This window comes from Mycobacterium sp. E3305, assembly GCF_001666785.1.
GTDB lineage: Bacteria > Actinomycetota > Actinomycetes > Mycobacteriales > Mycobacteriaceae > Mycobacterium.
Window position 1 is genome coordinate 1 of sequence record NZ_LZJA01000007.1, and the last position, 18,086, is coordinate 18,086.

17 protein-coding genes and 2 pseudogenes are annotated in these 18,086 nt (G+C 67.9%); 11 read left to right on the forward strand and 8 right to left on the reverse strand.

Features of this window, described 5'->3' with window-relative positions; genetic code table 11:
• Window positions 1-93: 93 nt before the first annotated feature.
• Window positions 94-321, reverse strand: a complete 228-nt coding sequence (locus A5701_RS28420) for a hypothetical protein (protein ID WP_197504907.1) — start codon at window positions 319-321, stop codon at window positions 94-96.
• Window positions 322-393: 72 nt separating this feature from the next.
• On the opposite strand from A5701_RS28420, the gene A5701_RS00845 reads away from it, so the two are divergent.
• Entirely contained in the window at window positions 394-762 is a 369-nt protein-coding gene (locus tag A5701_RS00845) for a hypothetical protein (RefSeq protein ID WP_067747514.1), read from the forward strand.
• Between the two features lie 4 nt (window positions 763-766).
• Here the strand turns inward: A5701_RS00845 and A5701_RS00850 are convergent, their stop codons facing one another.
• Window positions 767-1,606: a ribonuclease Z gene (locus A5701_RS00850; RefSeq protein ID WP_067747518.1), complete on the reverse strand. Its 840-nt coding sequence runs from the start codon at window positions 1,604-1,606 to the stop codon at window positions 767-769.
• A gap of 199 nt (window positions 1,607-1,805) precedes the next feature.
• Between A5701_RS00850 and A5701_RS00855 the strand changes: the two genes are divergently transcribed.
• Window positions 1,806-2,234 carry a CBS domain-containing protein gene (locus tag A5701_RS00855; protein WP_067747652.1) on the forward strand — a complete coding sequence of 143 codons (429 nt, stop codon included), beginning with the start codon at window positions 1,806-1,808 and terminating at the stop codon, window positions 2,232-2,234.
• A gap of 18 nt (window positions 2,235-2,252) precedes the next feature.
• Here the strand turns inward: A5701_RS00855 and A5701_RS00860 are convergent, their stop codons facing one another.
• Complete coding sequence (locus A5701_RS00860; RefSeq protein ID WP_067747526.1) at window positions 2,253-2,852, reverse strand: type II toxin-antitoxin system PemK/MazF family toxin; 600 nt, start codon at window positions 2,850-2,852, stop codon at window positions 2,253-2,255.
• Window positions 2,853-2,884: 32 nt separating this feature from the next.
• On the opposite strand from A5701_RS00860, the pseudogene lepA reads away from it, so the two are divergent.
• The 4 genes and pseudogenes from lepA to A5701_RS00880 all read left to right on the forward strand — a co-directional run bounded on the left by lepA (window position 2,885) and on the right by A5701_RS00880 (window position 7,296).
• Window positions 2,885-4,829: pseudogene (gene lepA / locus A5701_RS00865) on the forward strand (translation elongation factor 4).
• A gap of 11 nt (window positions 4,830-4,840) precedes the next feature.
• Window positions 4,841-5,560, forward strand: a complete 720-nt coding sequence (locus tag A5701_RS00870; RefSeq protein WP_067747654.1) for a sensor domain-containing protein — start codon at window positions 4,841-4,843, stop codon at window positions 5,558-5,560.
• Window positions 5,560-6,339 (forward strand): sensor domain-containing protein, encoded by a 780-nt coding sequence (locus A5701_RS00875; protein WP_231969192.1) that lies wholly within the window; start codon window positions 5,560-5,562, stop codon window positions 6,337-6,339. The genes A5701_RS00870 and A5701_RS00875 overlap by 1 nt, the downstream gene beginning before the upstream one ends.
• 228 nt (window positions 6,340-6,567) lie before the next feature.
• The gene (locus tag A5701_RS00880; protein ID WP_197499215.1) at window positions 6,568-7,296 is read left to right on the forward strand and encodes a sensor domain-containing protein; all 729 of its coding nucleotides are present in this window, start codon (window positions 6,568-6,570) and stop codon (window positions 7,294-7,296) included.
• A 294-nt stretch (window positions 7,297-7,590) separates the two neighbouring features.
• Here A5701_RS00880 and A5701_RS00885 read toward each other — a convergent pair whose 3' ends face one another.
• Window positions 7,591-9,627: a glycoside hydrolase family 15 protein gene (locus A5701_RS00885; protein ID WP_067747535.1), complete on the reverse strand. Its 2,037-nt coding sequence runs from the start codon at window positions 9,625-9,627 to the stop codon at window positions 7,591-7,593.
• A 65-nt stretch (window positions 9,628-9,692) separates the two neighbouring features.
• A complete protein-coding gene (locus A5701_RS00890) occupies window positions 9,693-10,928 on the reverse strand; it encodes an FAD-dependent oxidoreductase (protein ID WP_067747537.1) in 1,236 nt (411 codons plus the stop codon).
• A 54-nt stretch (window positions 10,929-10,982) separates the two neighbouring features.
• Here A5701_RS00890 and A5701_RS00895 point away from each other — a divergent pair, with 54 nt between their 5' ends.
• From A5701_RS00895 to A5701_RS00915, 5 genes and pseudogenes are all read left to right on the forward strand, one after another.
• The gene (locus A5701_RS00895; RefSeq protein WP_066952819.1) at window positions 10,983-11,177 is read left to right on the forward strand and encodes a hypothetical protein; all 195 of its coding nucleotides are present in this window, start codon (window positions 10,983-10,985) and stop codon (window positions 11,175-11,177) included.
• 317 nt (window positions 11,178-11,494) lie between these two features.
• On the forward strand, window positions 11,495-12,526 hold the full coding sequence (locus A5701_RS00900) for a sulfate ABC transporter substrate-binding protein (RefSeq protein ID WP_067747539.1): 1,032 nt from the start codon (window positions 11,495-11,497) through the stop codon (window positions 12,524-12,526).
• A gap of 48 nt (window positions 12,527-12,574) precedes the next feature.
• Window positions 12,575-13,410: pseudogene (cysT, locus tag A5701_RS00905) on the forward strand (sulfate ABC transporter permease subunit CysT).
• Window positions 13,407-14,219, forward strand: coding sequence for a sulfate ABC transporter permease subunit CysW (cysW, locus tag A5701_RS00910; RefSeq protein WP_067747543.1), 813 nt, complete (start codon window positions 13,407-13,409; stop codon window positions 14,217-14,219). The pseudogene cysT and the gene cysW overlap by 4 nt, the downstream one beginning before the upstream one ends.
• Window positions 14,220-14,240: 21 nt before the next feature.
• A complete protein-coding gene (locus A5701_RS00915; protein WP_067747545.1) occupies window positions 14,241-15,329 on the forward strand; it encodes a sulfate/molybdate ABC transporter ATP-binding protein in 1,089 nt (362 codons plus the stop codon).
• Window positions 15,330-15,342: 13 nt separating this feature from the next.
• On the opposite strand, the gene A5701_RS00920 is transcribed toward A5701_RS00915, so the two are convergent.
• The 3 genes from A5701_RS00920 to A5701_RS29230 form a co-directional block, all read right to left on the reverse strand.
• Window positions 15,343-16,086 carry a phosphoadenylyl-sulfate reductase gene (locus A5701_RS00920; RefSeq protein WP_067747547.1) on the reverse strand — a complete coding sequence of 248 codons (744 nt, stop codon included), beginning with the start codon at window positions 16,084-16,086 and terminating at the stop codon, window positions 15,343-15,345.
• Complete coding sequence (locus A5701_RS00925) at window positions 16,083-17,750, reverse strand: nitrite/sulfite reductase (RefSeq protein WP_067747549.1); 1,668 nt, start codon at window positions 17,748-17,750, stop codon at window positions 16,083-16,085. The genes A5701_RS00920 and A5701_RS00925 overlap by 4 nt, the downstream gene beginning before the upstream one ends.
• A 108-nt stretch (window positions 17,751-17,858) precedes the next feature.
• A complete protein-coding gene (locus tag A5701_RS29230) occupies window positions 17,859-17,951 on the reverse strand; it encodes an Ms4527A family Cys-rich leader peptide (RefSeq protein ID WP_368664890.1) in 93 nt (30 codons plus the stop codon).
• Window positions 17,952-18,086: the final 135 nt, after the last annotated feature.

Sequence of the window (18,086 nt, forward strand, 5' to 3'; positions counted from 1 at the left end):
CAGATGTCCTGCAGCCGTTGTTGCGGGATGTTGGCGACGATGTCCTCGCGGATCTGGTGTGCACCAGGGCGCCGGCCGCCAAGATGCACCTCGTCATCCGGCTGCCGGCCCGCCCGCCCCGAGGCGCCGCAGCCGCACGCCCACCGTCGCGGCGTAGACGGCCAGGGGGACCGACGACGCGAACGTCGCAACCGCGACGACGCGCCCGGCGACCGGCTGCGCGCGGACGTAGGCCACGACCGCGGCCGCCGGCCCATACGGCAACGGCATCACGCCGCCCAGGCCGACGCCGACGGCGATCCCGCCGAAGAGCAGCGTCACGCACAGCGTCGAAAGCAGCGGCAACGAGAAGCCGGCGGGCCGGGAGCCGCGATCGCGCTGACGGGGGGCATCTTGGCGGCCGGCGCGCTGGGGCTGTGCGGATTGTTGGCCTGGCCGCTGTCGCAGCCCGGAGTCGCCGCGGACGCGCCGTTGGTCCGGGTCCTGTACTTGCTGGTGTTCCTCGTCGGCGGCCCGGGGCATATCGTCGCCCTGGGTCTGCTGGTGGCCGCGATGGCGGCAACCTCGCTGAACCTGGGGGTGCTCCCGAGGCCGGTCGCCTGGGCCGGCCTGGTAACCGCCGCCCTCGCCGAAGCGGCGCTCGGGGTGATGATCTGGCCGGATCTGGGCGTGATCCTGCCAATCGCGCGGGTGCTGGCGCTGTCTTGGCTGGTGCTGGCCGGGGCGCTGCTGCCGTTGCGGCGCAATGACATTCGGGAATGAGGAGTTACGGGGAGTCGATCTCGACGCGATGCAGGTCGTCGCCGAGCTCGATCCGCCCGCCGAACCGCGATGCCGCCAGCGCCCGCCACTGTTCTTCTTGGCCCGGCACCAGCGCCGGCACGTAGTGCGTCATGACGAGGGTGCCGACCCCCGCGCGTGCGGCGGTTTCCGCCGCCTCTTCTACGGACGAGTGGTAGTCGCAGATGTCCTGCAGCCGTTGTTGCGGGATGTTGGCGACGATGTCCTTGCGGATCACGGTGTGCACCAGCGCGCCGGCTCCCGCGGCCAGCTCGTCGAGGCCCGCGCAGGGGACCGTGTCCCCGGCGAGCACCACCGACGCCGTCCCGTAGTCGACGCGAAACCCGATCGTTGGCGCCACCGGCCGGTGATCGGTCGGCGCGACGCGGATCGACACGCCATCGCGGTCCCACACCGCCCCGCCGGTGCATTCGTGGACCTCGACCGCCGGCGGGGCGTTCAGGTCGGCGTGGTGGGCGAGCCGGTACTCGATGTCGTGGCGGAACGCGTGCAGCGTGGCCTCGACCGTCTCCGCTATCCCGGGCGGCCCGATGATCGGCAGCGGCGCCGGATCGGGCGCGAAGGTGCTGATCCAGCGGGTGATCAGGAGATCACCGAGGTCTCCGATGTGGTCGCTGTGCAGATGGGTGATCAGCAGCGCCGACAATCCCGCCGCGCCCACGCCGACCGCCGCCGCGCGCTGCAACACACCGCGGCCGCAGTCCACCAGAAATACCTGCCCGCCGGCCCGCACCAGAGTCGACGGCCCGGCGCGGTTTGGGTCGGGGATCGGGCTTCCGGTCCCGAGCAGCGTGATCTCGATCATGGCCCTTATCTTGCAAGCCCCAGCCCCGCGCAGGTGGGCCAATCGCTCGATCAGACCCGGCGCGGCGGCGCGGGCCGGTTTCGAACGCCGACGTCAGGGTATGGACACGGATCGGCTACCGGTTCTCGCCATGGCTTTTGCGCCGCGCGAGTTAGCCGTAGCCTGGTGTGAAGCCGATCACAACCAGCTGGAGGCCTTGATGCGGATTGCAGACGTCTTGCGGAACAAGGGCGCGGCGGTGGTGACCATCAATCCCGAGGCGACGGTCAAAGAGCTGCTCGCGGGCCTCGCCGAGCAGAACATCGGCGCCATGGTGGTGGTAGGCGACGAGGGCGTCGTCGGCATCGTCTCCGAGCGCGACGTCGTGCGTCAGCTGCACACCCATGGCGCCAGCGTGCTGTCACGCCCGATCTCGAAGATCATGACCGCTACCGTCGCGACCTGCACAAAGGCCGACACGGTGGATTCGCTGAGCGTGCTGATGACCAAGAACCGGGTGCGTCACGTCCCGGTGCTCGACGGCAAGAAGCTGATCGGCATCGTCAGCATCGGCGACGTGGTGAAGACCCGGATGGAAGAACTCGAGGCCGAGCACCAGCAGCTGCAGTCCTACATCACGCAGGGCTGAGCGCCGCGCGACAGGCGCCTAGCTCCACGAGTAGTCGGCGCGCAACCGCTCGGCCACCAGGTCGAAGATCTCCCGATCCAGAATCGCGCCCTCGCGGCGAATGCTTTCCTCCGGCACGTCGAGCACCCGGTCCAGCCTGACCCAGCTGGGCCTGCCCTCGTAGTCCCACGCCCCGGAGCCGATCCGGACCCAGTCCCGGTCCTCGGCGTGGCGCTCCTGGCTGGACAGCATCAACCCCAGCAACACCCGACGGTCCCGCCCCACGACGAGCACCGGCCGGTCCTTGCCGCGGGTCGGATCGTCTTCGTAGACGACCCACGTCCACACGATCTCGCCGGGATCGGCTCGACCGTCGAGGTCCGGGGCGTAGACCAGCTTGCGCGCCCGCTGGCCGGTGGGGAAGCTCGTGCTGGTCACCGGGCGGCCCGCGGTGACGGCCGGCGGTTGCGGCGCGGCGGCCGCGATGACGTTCGCGGTGATCTTGACGGCCTGCTGCAGTTCTCGCAGCACCGTCTGCGAGTTCTGCACGTGCCGGGCCAGCCGCGGGGCCCGATCGAAGACCAGGTTCTCGGCAAACCGCTGGAACGTCTTCCACTGGGATTTGCGGGCAGACGCCATATTCGCAGCATAGACGCGCGCGTGCGGGTGCGATTGTGTCCAAGTAGGTCTCGGGCACCCCGCCTAGATACCCTGGACATACCAACTGAGCCGGCGTTCACGCCGCCGCGAGCATGTCCAGACCAGGAGATTCCCATCAGCAGTTTCGCCGACAAGACCTTCACCGCGCCGGCGCAGATTCGGAACTTCTGCATCATCGCCCACATCGATCACGGCAAGTCCACGCTGGCGGACCGGATGCTTCAGCTCACCGGCGTCGTCGACGAGCGATCGATGCGCGCGCAGTACCTGGACCGGATGGACATCGAGCGCGAGCGCGGGATCACCATCAAGGCGCAGAACGTGCGGTTGCCCTGGAAGGTTGGCGACGAAGAGTACGTCCTGCACCTGATCGACACCCCCGGGCACGTGGACTTCACCTACGAGGTGTCGCGGGCACTGGAGGCGTGCGAGGGTGCGGTGCTGCTGGTCGACGCGGCCCAGGGCATCGAGGCGCAGACGCTGGCCAACCTGTACCTCGCGCTGGACCGCGACCTGCACATCATCCCGGTACTCAACAAGATCGACCTGCCGGCCGCCGACCCGGACCGCTACGCGGGCGAGATCGCCCACATCATCGGCTGTGAGCCCGGAGATGTGCTGCGGGTGTCCGGCAAGACCGGCGAGGGCGTCGCCGACCTGCTCGACCACGTCGTGCGCGAGGTGCCGCCTCCGCAGGGCGACGCCGACGCGCCGACCCGCGCGATGATCTTCGACTCCGTCTACGACATCTACCGCGGTGTGGTGACCTACGTCCGGGTGATGGACGGCAAGATCGTCCCGCGGGAGCGCATCCTGATGATGTCCACCGGCGCCACCCACGAGCTGCTCGAGGTGGGCATCGTCTCGCCCGAACCGAAAGCCAGCGCGGGCCTGGGGGTCGGCGAGGTCGGCTACCTGATCACGGGCGTGAAGGACGTCCGCCAGTCCAAGGTCGGTGACACGGTGACGACGGCCCGGCACGGCGCCACCGAGGCGCTGACGGGATACCGCGAACCCAAGCCGATGGTCTACTCGGGCCTGTATCCGGTGGACGGCTCCGATTACCCCGTTCTGCGTGACGCCCTGGACAAGCTGCAGCTCAACGACGCGGCGCTGACCTACGAGCCGGAAACGTCGGTGGCGCTGGGCTTCGGCTTCCGGTGCGGGTTTTTGGGCCTGCTGCACATGGAGATCACCCGCGAGCGCCTGGAGCGCGAATTCGACCTGGACCTGATCTCGACGTCGCCCAACGTCGTCTACCGGGTGATCAAGGAGGACGACACCGAGATCGTGGTGACCAACCCGTCGGACTGGCCCGAGGGCAAGGTGCGCACGGTCTACGAACCGGTCGTCAAGACCACGATCATCGCGCCCAGCGAGTTCATCGGCACCATCATGGAGCTGTGCCAGGCGCGCCGCGGCGAGCTGGGCGGCATGGACTACCTGTCGCCCGAGCGGGTCGAGTTGCGCTACACGATGCCGCTCGGCGAGATCATCTTCGACTTCTTCGACTCGCTGAAGTCGCGCACCCGCGGCTACGCCAGCCTGGACTACGAGGAGGCCGGCGAGCAGGAGGCCCAGCTGGTCAAGGTCGACATCCTGCTGCAGGGCGAAGCCGTCGACGCGTTCAGCGCGATCGTGCACAAGGACGGGGCTTCGGCCTACGGCAACAAGATGACCACCAAGCTCAAGGAGCTGATTCCGCGCCAGCAGTTCGAGGTGCCGGTGCAGGCGGCCATCGGTTCGAAAATCATTGCGCGCGAGAATATCCGGGCAATCCGCAAGGATGTGCTATCCAAGTGCTACGGCGGAGACATCACCCGCAAACGCAAGCTGCTGGAAAAGCAGAAGGAAGGCAAGAAGCGGATGAAGACCATCGGGCGGGTGGACGTGCCGCAGGAAGCCTTCGTGGCGGCGCTGTCCACCGACGCCGGCGGCGACAAGGGCAAGAAGTAGCCGTGCTGCTGATGCGAGCCGTCACTGTCGTCGGTCTCAGCCTGCTGGGCACCGGATGCGTCACGACAGTGGCCGGAACCCCAACCCGCACCGGCCCTCTCGGCGCGTCCGCGTTGCCGCTCGAACAGGTCCTACCGGACGACGCGGAGGTCAGCGTCGCGGTGGGAAACGAGCTGCCGCCCCACAGTCCGCCGCTGGTGGGTGGTATCGAGGTGCTGCCCAACGGGATTCGTGACGCCGGCGGCGCCGCTCCCATCGAATGCCTCGGCGCCGTCGACCCGGCGATGCGCCTCGTCTACGAAACCGGCCCGGTGCGCCGCGTCGCGACGCAGCGCTACTGGAATTACGGCTCCGGCGTGCAGGTGTCCAGCGCAACGGCAGCGGCGATCGAGCTGGCGACCGCGTCCGACGCGCAGCGACTCTTCGCGTCCTTCGTGCAGCAATGGCAACACTGCACGGACACCACGGTCACCATGTACACACACGATGAGAGCGCCACCGAGTTGTACTCGAAGGTGACCGACGTCCGAGTCGACGGGCCGGTACTTTCCGCCACCGTCATCGCCTGGGACAACCATCACACCCCGCCAACCCCGGACGAGCGGGCGGTGGGCACCGCGGGCGACGTCATCGCCGACGTCAAGGTCGCCGTCGCGCCGCACGTGCAGGCCGGGACGCGGGCTGTCGACGTCGTTCAGGCGATGTTGCGAAAAGTCTCGAGCACCAACTGATGTCGATGCGCCGGACGATCCTCGCCTGCCTGTTGACCGTCGCGCTCGCGACGGGCTGCACGGTCGACGGCACCGCGCGGCCCGCGCCGAATCTGAAACCGCACCCGGTGATTGGGCAACCCGTTAAGAAAGTGCTCCTCGATGACGCTGAGCTGTCGAAGCTGCTGGGCCAGTCCTTCGGGAGCAAGAACGAACTCCCGGCGCGGTTCGGCGGTCCCGAGGTGCTGCAGCCGGCCTTCGGCGCGGCCTCGCCCGCCAACTGCGTCGGTGTCACCTCGATGATGGTGAAGGACGCGTACCGATCCGCCGACGTCAAGAACGCCGCGCGGGAGACGTGGTGGAACCAGCGCGGACCGGCGAAGGTGATCAGCGTCGCCGAGGGCGTGGTCGCGCTGTCCAGCACCGGCGGGGCCGCCGCGCTGTTCCAACAGTTTGCACAACAGTGGCGCGACTGTGAGGGCACGACCGTGACCATCGGACGTCCCAGCATCATCATCGACCGCCCCGCGATCGTCTTCTCGGACACCATCTCTGAGGTAAGGGTCTCCGAATCGGTTCTGGCCGCGACCGTTTCGATCGACACCCAATTGCCCGGCATACCGTCGAGCGGGCCCAGGCCCGAGGCGCGCGCCATCGGCGTGCGGGGGAACTGCCTCGTCGAAGTCGAAGTGGCGTTCTTCAATTCGACGCGCTCGTCGGATGAGGGCTCCGGCGATGTGCACCGCAGCGCCATCGACATCGCGCACGCCATGATGGACAAGGTCAGCGGGCTGAGCTGACCGGCAGCTGCCACAAACCTGGGACTTCTCTGGGGGTTGAGCTGTGCTCACGCGTGGGCGACGGCTTCGCCGCGCCGTCGAGCCTAAGCTCGGGTGAAGTGGGAGGTAGCCGAGAAGCGCATGGAAAGAATTTGCGGTAGCGAATTGCCGCCTTCTGCGTTTGTCGCCGTGGCGACCGGTAGAAGCGGCGGCCGGCGAGCACGTTGTTACGCCGTAGCACTTTTGGTCGTGCTGATCTCGGCCACGGGCTGCTCCACCACCGTCGGTGGCGCGGCGCGGGCTCCGGCGAACCTCACGACGCGATTCCTCGACGGGCACACCCTCGAGCGGGTGCTCCTCGGCAAGAGCGCGCTGTCCCGCGTTGTCCGGGAGCCCGTGGAACTCGACCCGGGTTTCCCACCGTTTGTCGGGGGACCCGAGATGTTGGGTCGCGTGCGGTCGGAGGGGTCCGAAAGCTGCCTCGGGGTGGCAGTGATGATGCGGGCGGGCGCCTATCGGTCCGCGAACGTCAAAGCCGTTGCCTTCACTACCTGGCGGCCCACTGCCCCGTCCGGCGCGGCGGTCATCCGCGTGCAGGAGGCCGCCATCGGCCTGCCCACGGCCGATCAGGCCTACGCGCTGTTTTCGACGATCGCCAGGCGGTGGCAAGAATGCGACGGAAAGACCGTCCCCATTGCGGGCGGCAGTCTGCCGCTGGAAGTGAAAGTGAGTCACGTGCAAAGCGCGAGTTCCGTTGTCGCCGCGACTATTTCGACACAGTGGAACATGCCACCGTCGTTTTCGCCGCCAGCGCTTCCCGCTGAGCGGGCTGTCGGTGTCCGGGACAATTGCCTCATCGAAGTTGAGGTCGACTTCTTCGACGCACCAAGCGCATTGCAAGACGGCACGCGTGATGCGAACGCCAGGGCGCTCGACATCGCCCAAGTCATGCGAGACAAGGTGAGCGCGCTGAGCTGATTCGCGGTGTTGATGGCGGCGACCCGCGTCGCCCGGCCTGACGGCCGCGCTCGCGATCGCCGCGGTGTTGATGGCGGCGACCCGCGTCGCCCGGCCTGACGGCCGCGCTCGCGATCGCCGCGGTACGGATGGCGGCGACCCGCGTCGCCCGGCCTGACGGCCGCCCTCGCGATCGCCGCGGTACGGATGGCGGCGACCCGCGTCGCCCGGCCTGACGGCCGCGCTCGCGATCGCCGCGGTACCGATGGCGGCGACCCGCGTCGCCCGGCCTGACGGCCGCGCTCGCGATCGCCGCTACATCGGCGCGTTGGCGGGCTGGAACATCCCGGAGCCGTCGGCCTCCTCCTCGGCGCGGATCACGTGCACCACGGCGTTGATCAGCGCCAGGTGGGTGAACGCCTGCGGGAAGTTGCCCAGGTGCCGGCCGGTCCGTGGCTCGATCTCCTCGGCGTAGAGGTGCAACGGGCTGGCATAGGACAGCAGCCGCTCGCACAACCGCTTGGCCCGCGCCACCTCGCCGATCTCCACCAGGGCCGACACCAGCCAGAACGAGCAGATCGTGAACGTGCCCTCCTCGCCGGACAACCCGTCGTCGGTCTCCTCCACCCGGTAGCGCAGCACCAGGCCCTCCGAGGTGAGTTCGTTGGCGATGGCCAGCACGGTGTTGCGCACCCGCGGATCGTCCGGCGGCAGGAAGCGGGTCAGCACCACGAGCAGCAGCGAGGCGTCCAGCGCGTCGCTGCCGTAGCGCTGGGTGAACACCCCGCGGGCGTCCACCCCGTGTTGCAGGATGTCCTCCTTGATCTCCTCGGCGATCGCCCGCCACTGCTGGGCGTAGCTCTTCTCGCCCTGCCGCTCGGCCAGCTTCGCCCCGCGGTCGAGCGCGACCCAGCACATCACCTTCGACGAGGTGAAGTGCTGCGGCTCGCCGCGGACCTCCCAGATGCCCCGGTCGGGTTCTCGCCAGTGCTTGATGGCCTCCTCGACCTGCTTCTTGAGCACCGGCCACAGCGTCTCGGGGACCTGCTCGCGCGACTTGGCGTGCAGGTAGAAGGAGTCGAGGATGGAACCCCAGATGTCGTGCTGCACCTGGTCGTAGGCGCCGTTGCCGATGCGCACCGGGCGCGCATGGTCGTAGCCGGACAGGTGATGGAGTTCCTCCTCCACCAGGCTGCGTTCGCCGCCCACTCCGTACATCACCTGCAGCGGGTGCCGTTCGTTGCTGTTGGCGCCGGAGACGTCGGCGATGAACGCGAAGAAGTCGTCGGCCTCGCGGTCCAGTCCCAGCGTGTAGAGACCCCACAACGCGAACGTCGAGTCACGCACCCACGCGTAGCGGTAGTCCCAATTGCGTTCGCCCTGAGGCGTTTCCGGAAGCGACGTGGTGCTGGCCGCCAGCAGCGCCCCGGTCGGCGAGTAGGTCAGCCCCTTCAGCGTGAGCGCGCTGCGCTGCAGGTACGCCCGCCACGGGTGGTCAGGGAAGTTGCCGATGTTGATCCACTGCCGCCAGCATTCGGTGGTCTGCCACATCTTGTCGGCGGCCTCTTCGTAGGTCTGCGGCGCCGGATGCTTTGTCCAGCTCAGCGCGACGAACACGTCGTCGCCCTCTTTCATCCGGGTGCGCGCCCGCGCCTCGCGACCCTCCAGCCCGATCCGCAGGTTGCTGGTGAGCCGCAGTGTCGGGTGGGCGTCGGGCTGCTTGGTCGCCCGGGCCACCGCCTCGCCGTACGCATTGGCCGAGTACTCCCAGGTGGCGCCGACGCGGTGGTAGTCGAACGCGGGCTCGCAGCTCATCATCAGCTCGACCGTGCCGCTGACGCAGCGCACCGTGCGCAGCAGGATGTGCTCGGCGTCCCAGTCCATCGGGGTGCGGCGGTGCGTCCTCGACCGGCGCTCGATGTCGTGCCAGGGCCCCATCACCAGCGCGTCGCGCACGATCAGCCACCCGGTGTGGGTTTGCCACGTGGTCTCCATGATCAGGCTGCCCGGCAGGTAGCGGCGGGCCGAGGGCACCGAGACGCCGTAGGGGCCGAGCCGGAAATGGCCGGCGCTGCGGTCCAGGATCGCGCCGAACACGCTGGGGGAGTCCGGCCGGGGCACGCACAGCCATTCGACGGATCCGGCGGGCGAGATCAGGCACGTCGTCTCCCAGTCGGACAGGAACGCGTAGTCGGCGATCGGCGGAAACGGGTTCCGTAGTGCCCCGCTGGAAGCCAGGGGCGCCGGCGCGCTGAAGTCGATGGGTGACGGCAACGTCGCCGGGGCCGTTTCGAATGCCTCCTCGGGCATGGCGTCGGCGGGCTGGTCGTCGGGCTGAGCGTGCAGGACCATCCCGACATCATCATCTGTGGAGCGGTCCCCCGTCCATTTTTTCGCCGACGTGGCGTCACTCTGTGTCAACCGCGGCGTCGGGCGAACCTCGGGGCGTGCTCGGGCAGCGGGCCGATTGCGACGAGGTAGCCGAGCAGTCTCCGCAGGGCTGTGGAGCGGCCCACCAGCCGCACGCCCGGTGGCGCGCGGTCCTCGTTCCGGGCCACCGCCGCGGCGATCACGTTGGCGTGGATCCCCCGTTGCGCGGCCTGCAGCAGCGCGGTGGGCAGCCAGCGGCGCGCCTGCACCCGGGCCAGCCGCCAGACGGGCACCCGACCCGTGCGCAGCGGGCCGGCCAGGATGCGGGCGGCGGCCACCGCGTCGGCCACCGCGAGGTTGATGCCGATCCCGCCGACCGGCGACATCGCGTGCGCGGCGTCGCCGATGAGCAGGACGCCGTCGGCATACCAGCGGCGAAGCCGATTCAGTTGCACATCAAGCAGTTTCACGTCGTCGAATGACGTCAGCGTCCGCACGCGGTCACCCAGCCAGGGCACCATGGCGACCAGCACCCGGTGCAGCGCCTCGATGCCCTCGGCCCGCAGCTGGGTGTCGGTTCCCTTCGGGATGATGTAGGCGATCTGGTAGTAGTCGCCGCGATCGATCACGATGACCGCGTGCCCGGCTCGCAGCACCCCGCCCAGCCCCCGCGGATCCCCGGGATGGCGGGGCAACCGGAACCACCACACGTCCATGGGCGCGCCGAAGCTGTGCGGTTCGAGGCCGACCGCCGAACGCACCGTGGAGGAGCGGCCGTCGCAGGCGACGGTCAGCTCGGCGCGCATGCTCCCAACCTCGCCGGTCTGGTTGCGGTAAGTGACGCCGACGACCCGGTCTCCGTCCCGGATCACGCCGGTCACCTCGGTGCTGCGCAGCAGCCGGAAGCTCGGCTCGGCCTCGGCCGCGGTGGCCACCAACTCCAGGAAGTCCCATTGCGGCACCAGGGCGATGTGCTTGTGGGCGCCGGGCAGGCGGGTCAGGTCGAGCGCCACCGGTTCGTTCTGTATCTCCATGCGGACGGTGTCGATGAGGCGATGCGGGATCTGCGCGAACCGCGCGCCCAAGCCCAGCTCGTCGAGCAGGCGCAGCGTGCTCGCGTGCACGGTGTCGCCGCGAAAGTCGCGCAGGAAGTCGGCGTGCTTTTCCATCACCGTGACGTCAACGCCGGCGCGGGCCAGCAGCAGTCCCAGCACCATCCCCGCCGGGCCGCCACCGACGATCAGGCAGGCCGTCGCCCCGGGCGCGGGTGGCGGGGCGGACATGCGCCGATCTTGGCACATTGGAATTCCACTGCACGGCCGAATAGGGTGAGCCGCGTGACCGCGTTCCTGAATTGGTGGGACGGCAACGAGCTGTGGCTTTCCGGGCTCGCTTTCGTGCTGCAAGCCATGGTGGTGATGCCGGTCGTGCTCGTCGTGGCCGCGGTCACGGCGGGGCTGCTCGACGGCCTGCTTGGCAAGAGCATCGCCCTGATGCGCCGGGCCCGCCACGCCGGTGAGGCGCCCGGGTAACCCGCATGCCTCGGTCGCACGTGACGTTGATTCTGGTCGCGCTCGTGGTGCTGGTCATCGTCGCGTGGTGGCTGACGCACTGAGCGCGGTTTGCCGGCTCGGCCCCTCGAGCGGTGGCGGGCATGCCGATTCCTGTTAGGCTTCCCGCCATGCATGTGACATCCGGTGTGGAACGCCATGTCTTCGTGCACTGTTGTCGCTGACTGCCAAACCCGTGTGCGGTCTGGTATGGGGTTCGTGAGGTCTCCCTCCGTTTAAAGGCGCCTTTCCGCAGCAACGGGACAATCGTCCGTAAGTCCCCGTCCTGGAAGGCCCGAATGCCCAACCACATCGCAAGGCGTTGGCGACCGGCGACCATCTTCGCCCTCGTCGTGGCGGTCATCGCGGGGTGTAGTGGTGGGCCCAGTGACGTCGTGGGGGGGAGCGGCCCGAACAACGCGCGCACGAGCATCACTCTGGTCGCCTACTCGGTCCCAGAACCCGGCTGGAGCAAGGTGATTCCGGCGTTCAACGCCGCCGAGGAGGGCAAGAGCGTCCAGGTGATCACCTCCTACGGTGCCTCGGGCGACCAATCGCGCGGAGTCGTCGACGGCAAGCCCGCGGACGTCGTGAATTTCTCCGTCGAACCCGACATCACCCGATTGGTGAAGGCGGGCAAGGTCTCCAAAGACTGGAATACCGACGCCACCAAGGGAATTCCGTTCGGTTCGGTCGTCACCCTGGTGGTGCGCAAGGGCAACCCGAAGAACATCAGGGACTGGGACGACCTGCTGCGGCCGGGGGTGGAGGTCATCACGCCCAGCCCACTTAGTTCGGGATCGGCCAAATGGAACCTGCTGGCGCCGTACGCGGTCAAGAGCGAAGGGGGCAGCAACGCCCAGGCCGGCGTCGAGTTCATCAGCAAGTTGGTGCATGAACACGTCAAGCTGCGTCCCGGTTCGGGGAGGGAGGCCACCGATGTTTTCGTCCAGGGCAGTGGGGACGTGCTGATCAGTTACGAGAACGAGGCGATCGCCACCGAGCGCGCAGGCAAGCCGGTCGAGCACATCAACCCGCCGCAGACGTTCAAGATCGAGAACCCGGTGGCGGTGGTCACCACCAGTCCCCACCTGGACGCCGCGGTCGCCTTCAAGAACTTCCAGTACACGGCCGCCGCGCAGAAGGTGTGGGCACAGGCCGGTTTTCGGCCCGTCGACCCGGCCGTCGCCGCCGAATTCCGCGCCCAGTTTCCGGCGCCGGCGAAACTGTGGACGATCGCCGACCTCGGCGGCTGGACCGCGGTCGACCCGCAGCTTTTCGACAAGAGCACCGGCAGCATCACCAAGATCTACACGCAGGCCACCGGATGACGGCCGCGATCACGCCCGACCCCCAGGCGATCAGGCCCGAGCTCGGCGATCCCGCCGGTTACCCCGGGCGCGGGCCGGTCAAGGCCCGGCGGGCCCGCGGCACCACGTCGCTGCGCGTCGGCGTCGCGACGCTGTGGCTGTCGGTGATCGTGCTGCTGCCGCTGGCCGCGATCGCCTGGCAGGCCGCCGGCGGCGGCTGGCACGCCTTCTGGCTGGCTGTCAGCTCCAACGCGGCGCTGGAGTCGTTCCGGGTGACCCTGACCATTTCCGCCGGGGTCACCGTGGCCAACCTGGTGTTCGGCCTGGTGATCGCCTGGGTGCTGGTGCGCGACGACTTCGTCGGCAAGCGGCTCGTCGACGCGATCATCGACCTGCCGTTCGCGCTGCCCACCATCGTCGCCAGCCTGGTGATGCTGGCCCTCTACGGCAACAACAGTCCGGTGGGGTTGCACCTGCAGCACACCGCGTGGGGCGTGGCGGTGGCGCTGGCCTTCGTCACGCTGCCGTTCGTGGTGCGCGCGGTGCAGCCGGTGCTGCTGGAAATCGACCGGGAGACCGAGGAGGCGGCGGCGTCGCTGGGCGCCAGTGGCCCAAAGATTTTCACTTCCGTGCTGTTGCCGTCGCTGACGCCGTCGTTGCTGTCCGGTGCGGGGCTGGCGTTTTCGCGTGCGATCGGCGAATTCGGTTCGGTGGTGCTGATCGGTGGAGCGGTGCCGGGCAAGACGGAAGTGTCGTCGCAATGGATACGGACCCTGATCGAGAACGACGACCGGACCGGCGCCGCCGCTATCTCCATCGTGCTGCTGTCCATCTCGTTTGTCGTGCTGTTCATCCTGCGGATCGTGGGCGGCCGCGCGGCCAAGCGTGAGGAGCTGGCACCGTGACGTCGTCGCGCGGGGTTCGCTACCTGATCCGATTCGTGGCGCTGGCATACGTTTTCGTGTTGCTCGTTGTTCCGGTGGCCCTGATCCTGTGGCGGACTTTCCGGCCGGGCTTAGGCCAGTTCTTCGACTGGGTCAGCACGCCCGCGGCGGTCTCGGCGCTGAACCTGACGTTGCTGGTCGTTGCGATCGTAGTGCCACTCAACGTGGTGTTCGGCATCCCGACCGCTTTAGTGTTGGCGCGCAACCGTTTTCGCGGTAAGGGCGTGTTGCAGGCCGTTATCGATCTGCCGTTCGCGGTGTCGCCCGTCATCGTGGGCGTCGCACTGATCCTGTTGTGGGGATCGGCAGGCGCGTTCGGATTCGTCGAGAGGGACCTCGGGTTCAAGATCATCTTCGGGCTGCCCGGCATCGTGCTCGCGAGCATCTTCGTCACCCTGCCGTTCGTCGTGCGCGAGGTGGAGCCGGTGCTGCACGAATTGGGCACCGACCAGGAAGAGGCCGCCGCGACCCTGGGATCGGGTTGGTGGCAGACCTTCTGGCGGATCACTCTGCCATCCATCCGGTGGGGTTTGACCTACGGCATCGTGTTGACCGTCGCCCGCACCCTCGGCGAATACGGCGCCGTCATCATCGTGTCGTCGAACTTGCCGGGTAAGTCCCAGACGCTGACGTTGCTGGTCTCGGATCGATACAACCGCGGGGCCGAGTACGGCGCGTACGCGCTGTCGACGTTGTTGATGGGCGTTGCGGTGTTGGTGCTGATCTTCCAGGTAATTCTCGACCTTCGCCGGGCACGGGCGGACAGATAGGCTCGATATGGAGACTTGTAGATGACCGACAAGCACAACCGCGACCACGCCATCATCGTGCGGAACGCCCACAAGCGCTATGGCGACTTCGTGGCGCTCGACAACGTCGACTTCGTCGTACCGTCCGGCTCGTTGACGGCACTGTTGGGTCCCAGCGGGTCGGGCAAGTCGACCCTGTTGCGCGCCATCGCCGGGCTCGACCAGCCCGACAGCGGAACGATCACTATCAACGGCCATGACGTCACGCGGATCCCGCCGCAGAGACGGGGCATCGGGTTTGTGTTCCAGCACTACGCGGCGTTCAAGCACCTGACCGTTCGCGACAACGTGGCGTACGGGCTGAAGATCCGCAAGCGTCCCAAGGCGGAGGTCAAGGCCAAGGTCGACAATCTGCTGGAAGTCGTGGGGCTGAGCGGCTTTCAGAACCGCTATCCCAATCAGCTGTCCGGCGGTCAGCGACAGCGGATGGCGCTGGCGCGGGCGCTGGCGGTCGACCCCCAGGTGCTGCTGCTCGATGAGCCGTTCGGGGCGCTGGACGCCAAGGTGCGGGAGGACCTGCGCGCGTGGCTGCGCCGCCTGCATGACGAGGTGCATGTCACCACGGTCCTGGTCACCCACGACCAGGCGGAGGCGCTCGACGTCGCCGACCGAATCGCCGTGCTGAACCACGGACGCATCGAGCAGGTGGGATCGCCGACCGAGGTCTACGACGCCCCGGCGACGGCCTTCGTCATGTCGTTTCTCGGGGCGGTGTCCACCTTGAACGGCAATCTGGTTCGCCCGCATGACATCCGGGTGGGCCGCAACCCCGAGATGGCCATCGCGGGCGGCGACGGCACCGCGGAGTCGATCGGGGTGGTGCGCGCCACGGTCGATCGCGTGGTCGTGCTGGGCTTCGAGGTGCGAGTCGAATTGACCAGCGCCGCCACCGGGGGACACTTCACCGCTCAGATCACCCGAGGCGACGCCGAGGCCCTGGCCCTACGCGAGGGCGACACCGTCTACGTCCGCGCCACCCGAATGCCGTCCCTTCCCGCCGAGGACGCCGCCGACGGCGGCAGCCGTTCCGGCGGGGCCGGTGAGAATCAGACCACGCTGACGTCGGCGTGACCCAAGGCCGCGCTCAGGAGGCGTGCAGCCCGCACTCGGTCTTGGCCAGCCCCTGCCAACGCCCACTGCGCGGGTCGGCCCCGGCGAGCGGCTTGGCGGTGCAGGGCTCGCAGCCGATCGACGGATACCCGTCGTAGACAAGCGGATTCACCAGCACGCCGTGCTCGTCGATGTAGTTCTGCATGTCCTCGTCGGTCCACGTCGCAAGCGGGTTGATCTTCACCAGCTTGAAGCCCTCGTCGAAGCCGATCACCGGGGCGTTGGCGCGCGTCTTCGCTTCGCTTCGGCGCAGCCCGGTCACCCAGGCGGAATATCCGCTCAGGACGCGGCGCAGGGGCACGACTTTGCGCAGCCGGCAGCACTCGCCCGGGTCGCGCTCGAACAGGTTCTTCCCCAGCAACTGGTCCTGCTCGGCCACCGTCTGCTCGGGGGTGATGTTGAGAACGTGGATGTCGTAGACCGATTCGACCGCGTCCCGGGTTCCGATGGTCTCGGCGAAGTGGTAGCCGGTGTCCAGGAAGACCACCGGCACACCCGGGCGAACCTTGGCGGCAAGATCGATCAACACCGCCTCCTGCATGCTGGAGGTGAGCACGTAGTTGCAGGTGGCCCAGCCGCGCGGCCCGTTGACCCCGCCGAAGGTCTCGTCGGCCCATTGCAACACCTCGATCGCGCTGGCGCCCTCGAGTTCCGCGGCGCCCCGCGCCGCCAGGTCGCGCAGTTCCGCTTCGGTTCGTTTCGTTGCTTGTCCACTCATCGTAAATCGTCCTCATCCGCCCGAATCGCCCACTGCGCGAACCGTTCTCCCGCACTGCGGTGTTTGATGAAGTTCCTTACCACCCGGTCGATGTAGTCGCCCAGTTCGTCGCTCGTCACCTTGTGCTGGCGCAGCTTGCGCCCGAATCCGCTGTCCAGCCCGAGGCTGCCGCCCAGGTGCACCTGAAAGCCCTCGACCGAGCCCCCGTGACCGTCGTCCACCATTTGGCCCTTGAAGCCGATATCGGCCACTTGAATTCGGGCGCATGAGTTCGGACAACCGTTGATGTTGACCGTGATCGGCACGTCGAGCGAGGAGTTGATGTCCTCGAGCCGGCGCTCCAGCTCCGGCACCAAGACCTGGGCCTTTCCGCGCGTTTCGGCGAACGACAACTTGCAGTACTCGATCCCTGTGCACGCCATCAGGTTCCGGCGCCAATGGGACGGTCTGGTCTGCAGCCCGAGCGCCTCCAGCCCGGCGAGCACCTCGTCGAGTTTGTCGTCGGCGATGTCGAGGATGACCAGCTTCTGGTACGGGGTGAACCGCACCCGGTCCGAGCCCGCCTTGTCCATCAGATCCGCCACCGCAGAGAGGATGGACCCCGAGACCCGCCCCGCGATCGGCGCCGCCCCGACCGCGTTGAGCCCGTTCTTGAGCCGCTGAACCCCGATGTGGTCGATCGGATGTTTGAGCGGTTCGGGGGCCGGCCCGTCGATCAGCGGCCGTTTGAGGTACTCCGTTTCGAGGACCTCGCGGAATTTCTCGATGCCCCAGTCCTTGATCAAGAACTTCAGCCGGGCCTTCGACCGCAGCCGGCGGTAGCCGTAGTCGCGGAATATCGACGTCACGGCCTCCCAGACCTCGGGCACCTCGTTCAGCGGCACCCAGACGCCGACCCGCTGGGCCAGCATCGGGTTGGTGGACAGACCACCGCCGACCCACAGGTCGAGGCCGGGCCCGTGCTCGGGATGGTTGACGCCGATGAAGGCGATGTCGTTGATCTCGTGCGCGACATCCTGCAGACCCGAAATCGCCGTCTTGTACTTGCGCGGCAGGTCGGCGAAGTCCGGCGTGCCGATGTAGCGGCGCACGATTTCGTCGATCGCCCAGGTCGGGTCGAGCACCTCGTCGAGCGACTCGCCGGCCAGCGGCGAACCGAGGATCACGCGGGGGCAGTCACCGCACGCCTCGGCGGTCTGCAGTCCCACCCCGGCGAGCCGCCGCCAGATTTCGGGGACGTTTTCGACCTCGATCCAGTGCATCTGTACGTTCTGCCGGTCGGAGATGTCGGCGGTGTCGCGGCCGAACTCCGTCGAGATCTGGCCGACCGTGCGCAACGCCGCGGCCGACAGGGCACCACCGTCGCAGCGCACGCGCATCATGAAGTACTTGGCTTCCAGCAGATCGGCATTCTCGTCACCGGTGAAGGTGCCGTCATAGCCCTGTTCGCGCTGGGTGTAGAGCCCCCACCAGCGGAAGCGGCCGCGTAGGTCACTCTTGTCGATGCTGTCGAAGCCGGCCTTCGCGTAGATGTTCTCGATGCGTTCGCGCACCTCGAGCGGGGCGCCGGCGTGCTTCATCTCTTCGTTGGGGTTGAGCGGTTCCCGATCTCCCAGCGCCCACTGGCCCTCGTTACGGGGCTTGGCGGGACGGGCTGTGGTCATCTCGGAGGTCTCCTTCGAACATCGCAGGCATGAAAGCGCAGCTCACCGGTGGTATCGGCGGCGCAGATCCGATGCCAGCTGGACGTACAGGTGGGCGGGTCTACGACATCAAGGGAGACAGCAACAGCTGCAAACACGCTTGAGATCAATGTGCCGACGAGCCACGAGCGCAATGCGAAGGCTGGGCTGAGCGACGGTCACGCCACCATTGTGCCACGCCCGTCGGCCGGCGATGTAACCAGGTCAAACATCGGCTCACGATGAGCGGAATTCCCGATTAAGCTGGTCGCGCGGGTAAGAAAACCCAGGAAAAGCGTGTGCGGCCGACATCGGCGC

What these genes read in the sequence shown, in the direction of transcription:
- A5701_RS00890 (WP_067747537.1), bottom strand. Translation starts at nt 10,928, where the DNA reads ATGTCCGCCCCGCCACCCGCGCCCGGGGCGACGGCCTGCCTGATCGTC.
- A5701_RS00855 (WP_067747652.1), top strand. Translation starts at nt 1,806, where the DNA reads ATGCGGATTGCAGACGTCTTGCGGAACAAGGGCGCGGCGGTGGTGACC.
- A5701_RS00925 (WP_067747549.1), bottom strand. Translation starts at nt 17,750, where the DNA reads ATGACCACAGCCCGTCCCGCCAAGCCCCGTAACGAGGGCCAGTGGGCG.
- A5701_RS00885 (WP_067747535.1), bottom strand. Translation starts at nt 9,627, where the DNA reads ATGGTCCTGCACGCTCAGCCCGACGACCAGCCCGCCGACGCCATGCCC.
- A5701_RS00920 (WP_067747547.1), bottom strand. Translation starts at nt 16,086, where the DNA reads ATGAGTGGACAAGCAACGAAACGAACCGAAGCGGAACTGCGCGACCTG.
- A5701_RS00870 (WP_067747654.1), top strand. Translation starts at nt 4,841, where the DNA reads ATGCGAGCCGTCACTGTCGTCGGTCTCAGCCTGCTGGGCACCGGATGC.
- A5701_RS00915 (WP_067747545.1), top strand. Translation starts at nt 14,241, where the DNA reads ATGACCGACAAGCACAACCGCGACCACGCCATCATCGTGCGGAACGCC.
- A5701_RS00875 (WP_231969192.1), top strand. Translation starts at nt 5,560, where the DNA reads ATGTCGATGCGCCGGACGATCCTCGCCTGCCTGTTGACCGTCGCGCTC.
- A5701_RS00850 (WP_067747518.1), bottom strand. Translation starts at nt 1,606, where the DNA reads ATGATCGAGATCACGCTGCTCGGGACCGGAAGCCCGATCCCCGACCCA.
- A5701_RS00860 (WP_067747526.1), bottom strand. Translation starts at nt 2,852, where the DNA reads ATGGCGTCTGCCCGCAAATCCCAGTGGAAGACGTTCCAGCGGTTTGCC.
- A5701_RS00900 (WP_067747539.1), top strand. Translation starts at nt 11,495, where the DNA reads ATGCCCAACCACATCGCAAGGCGTTGGCGACCGGCGACCATCTTCGCC.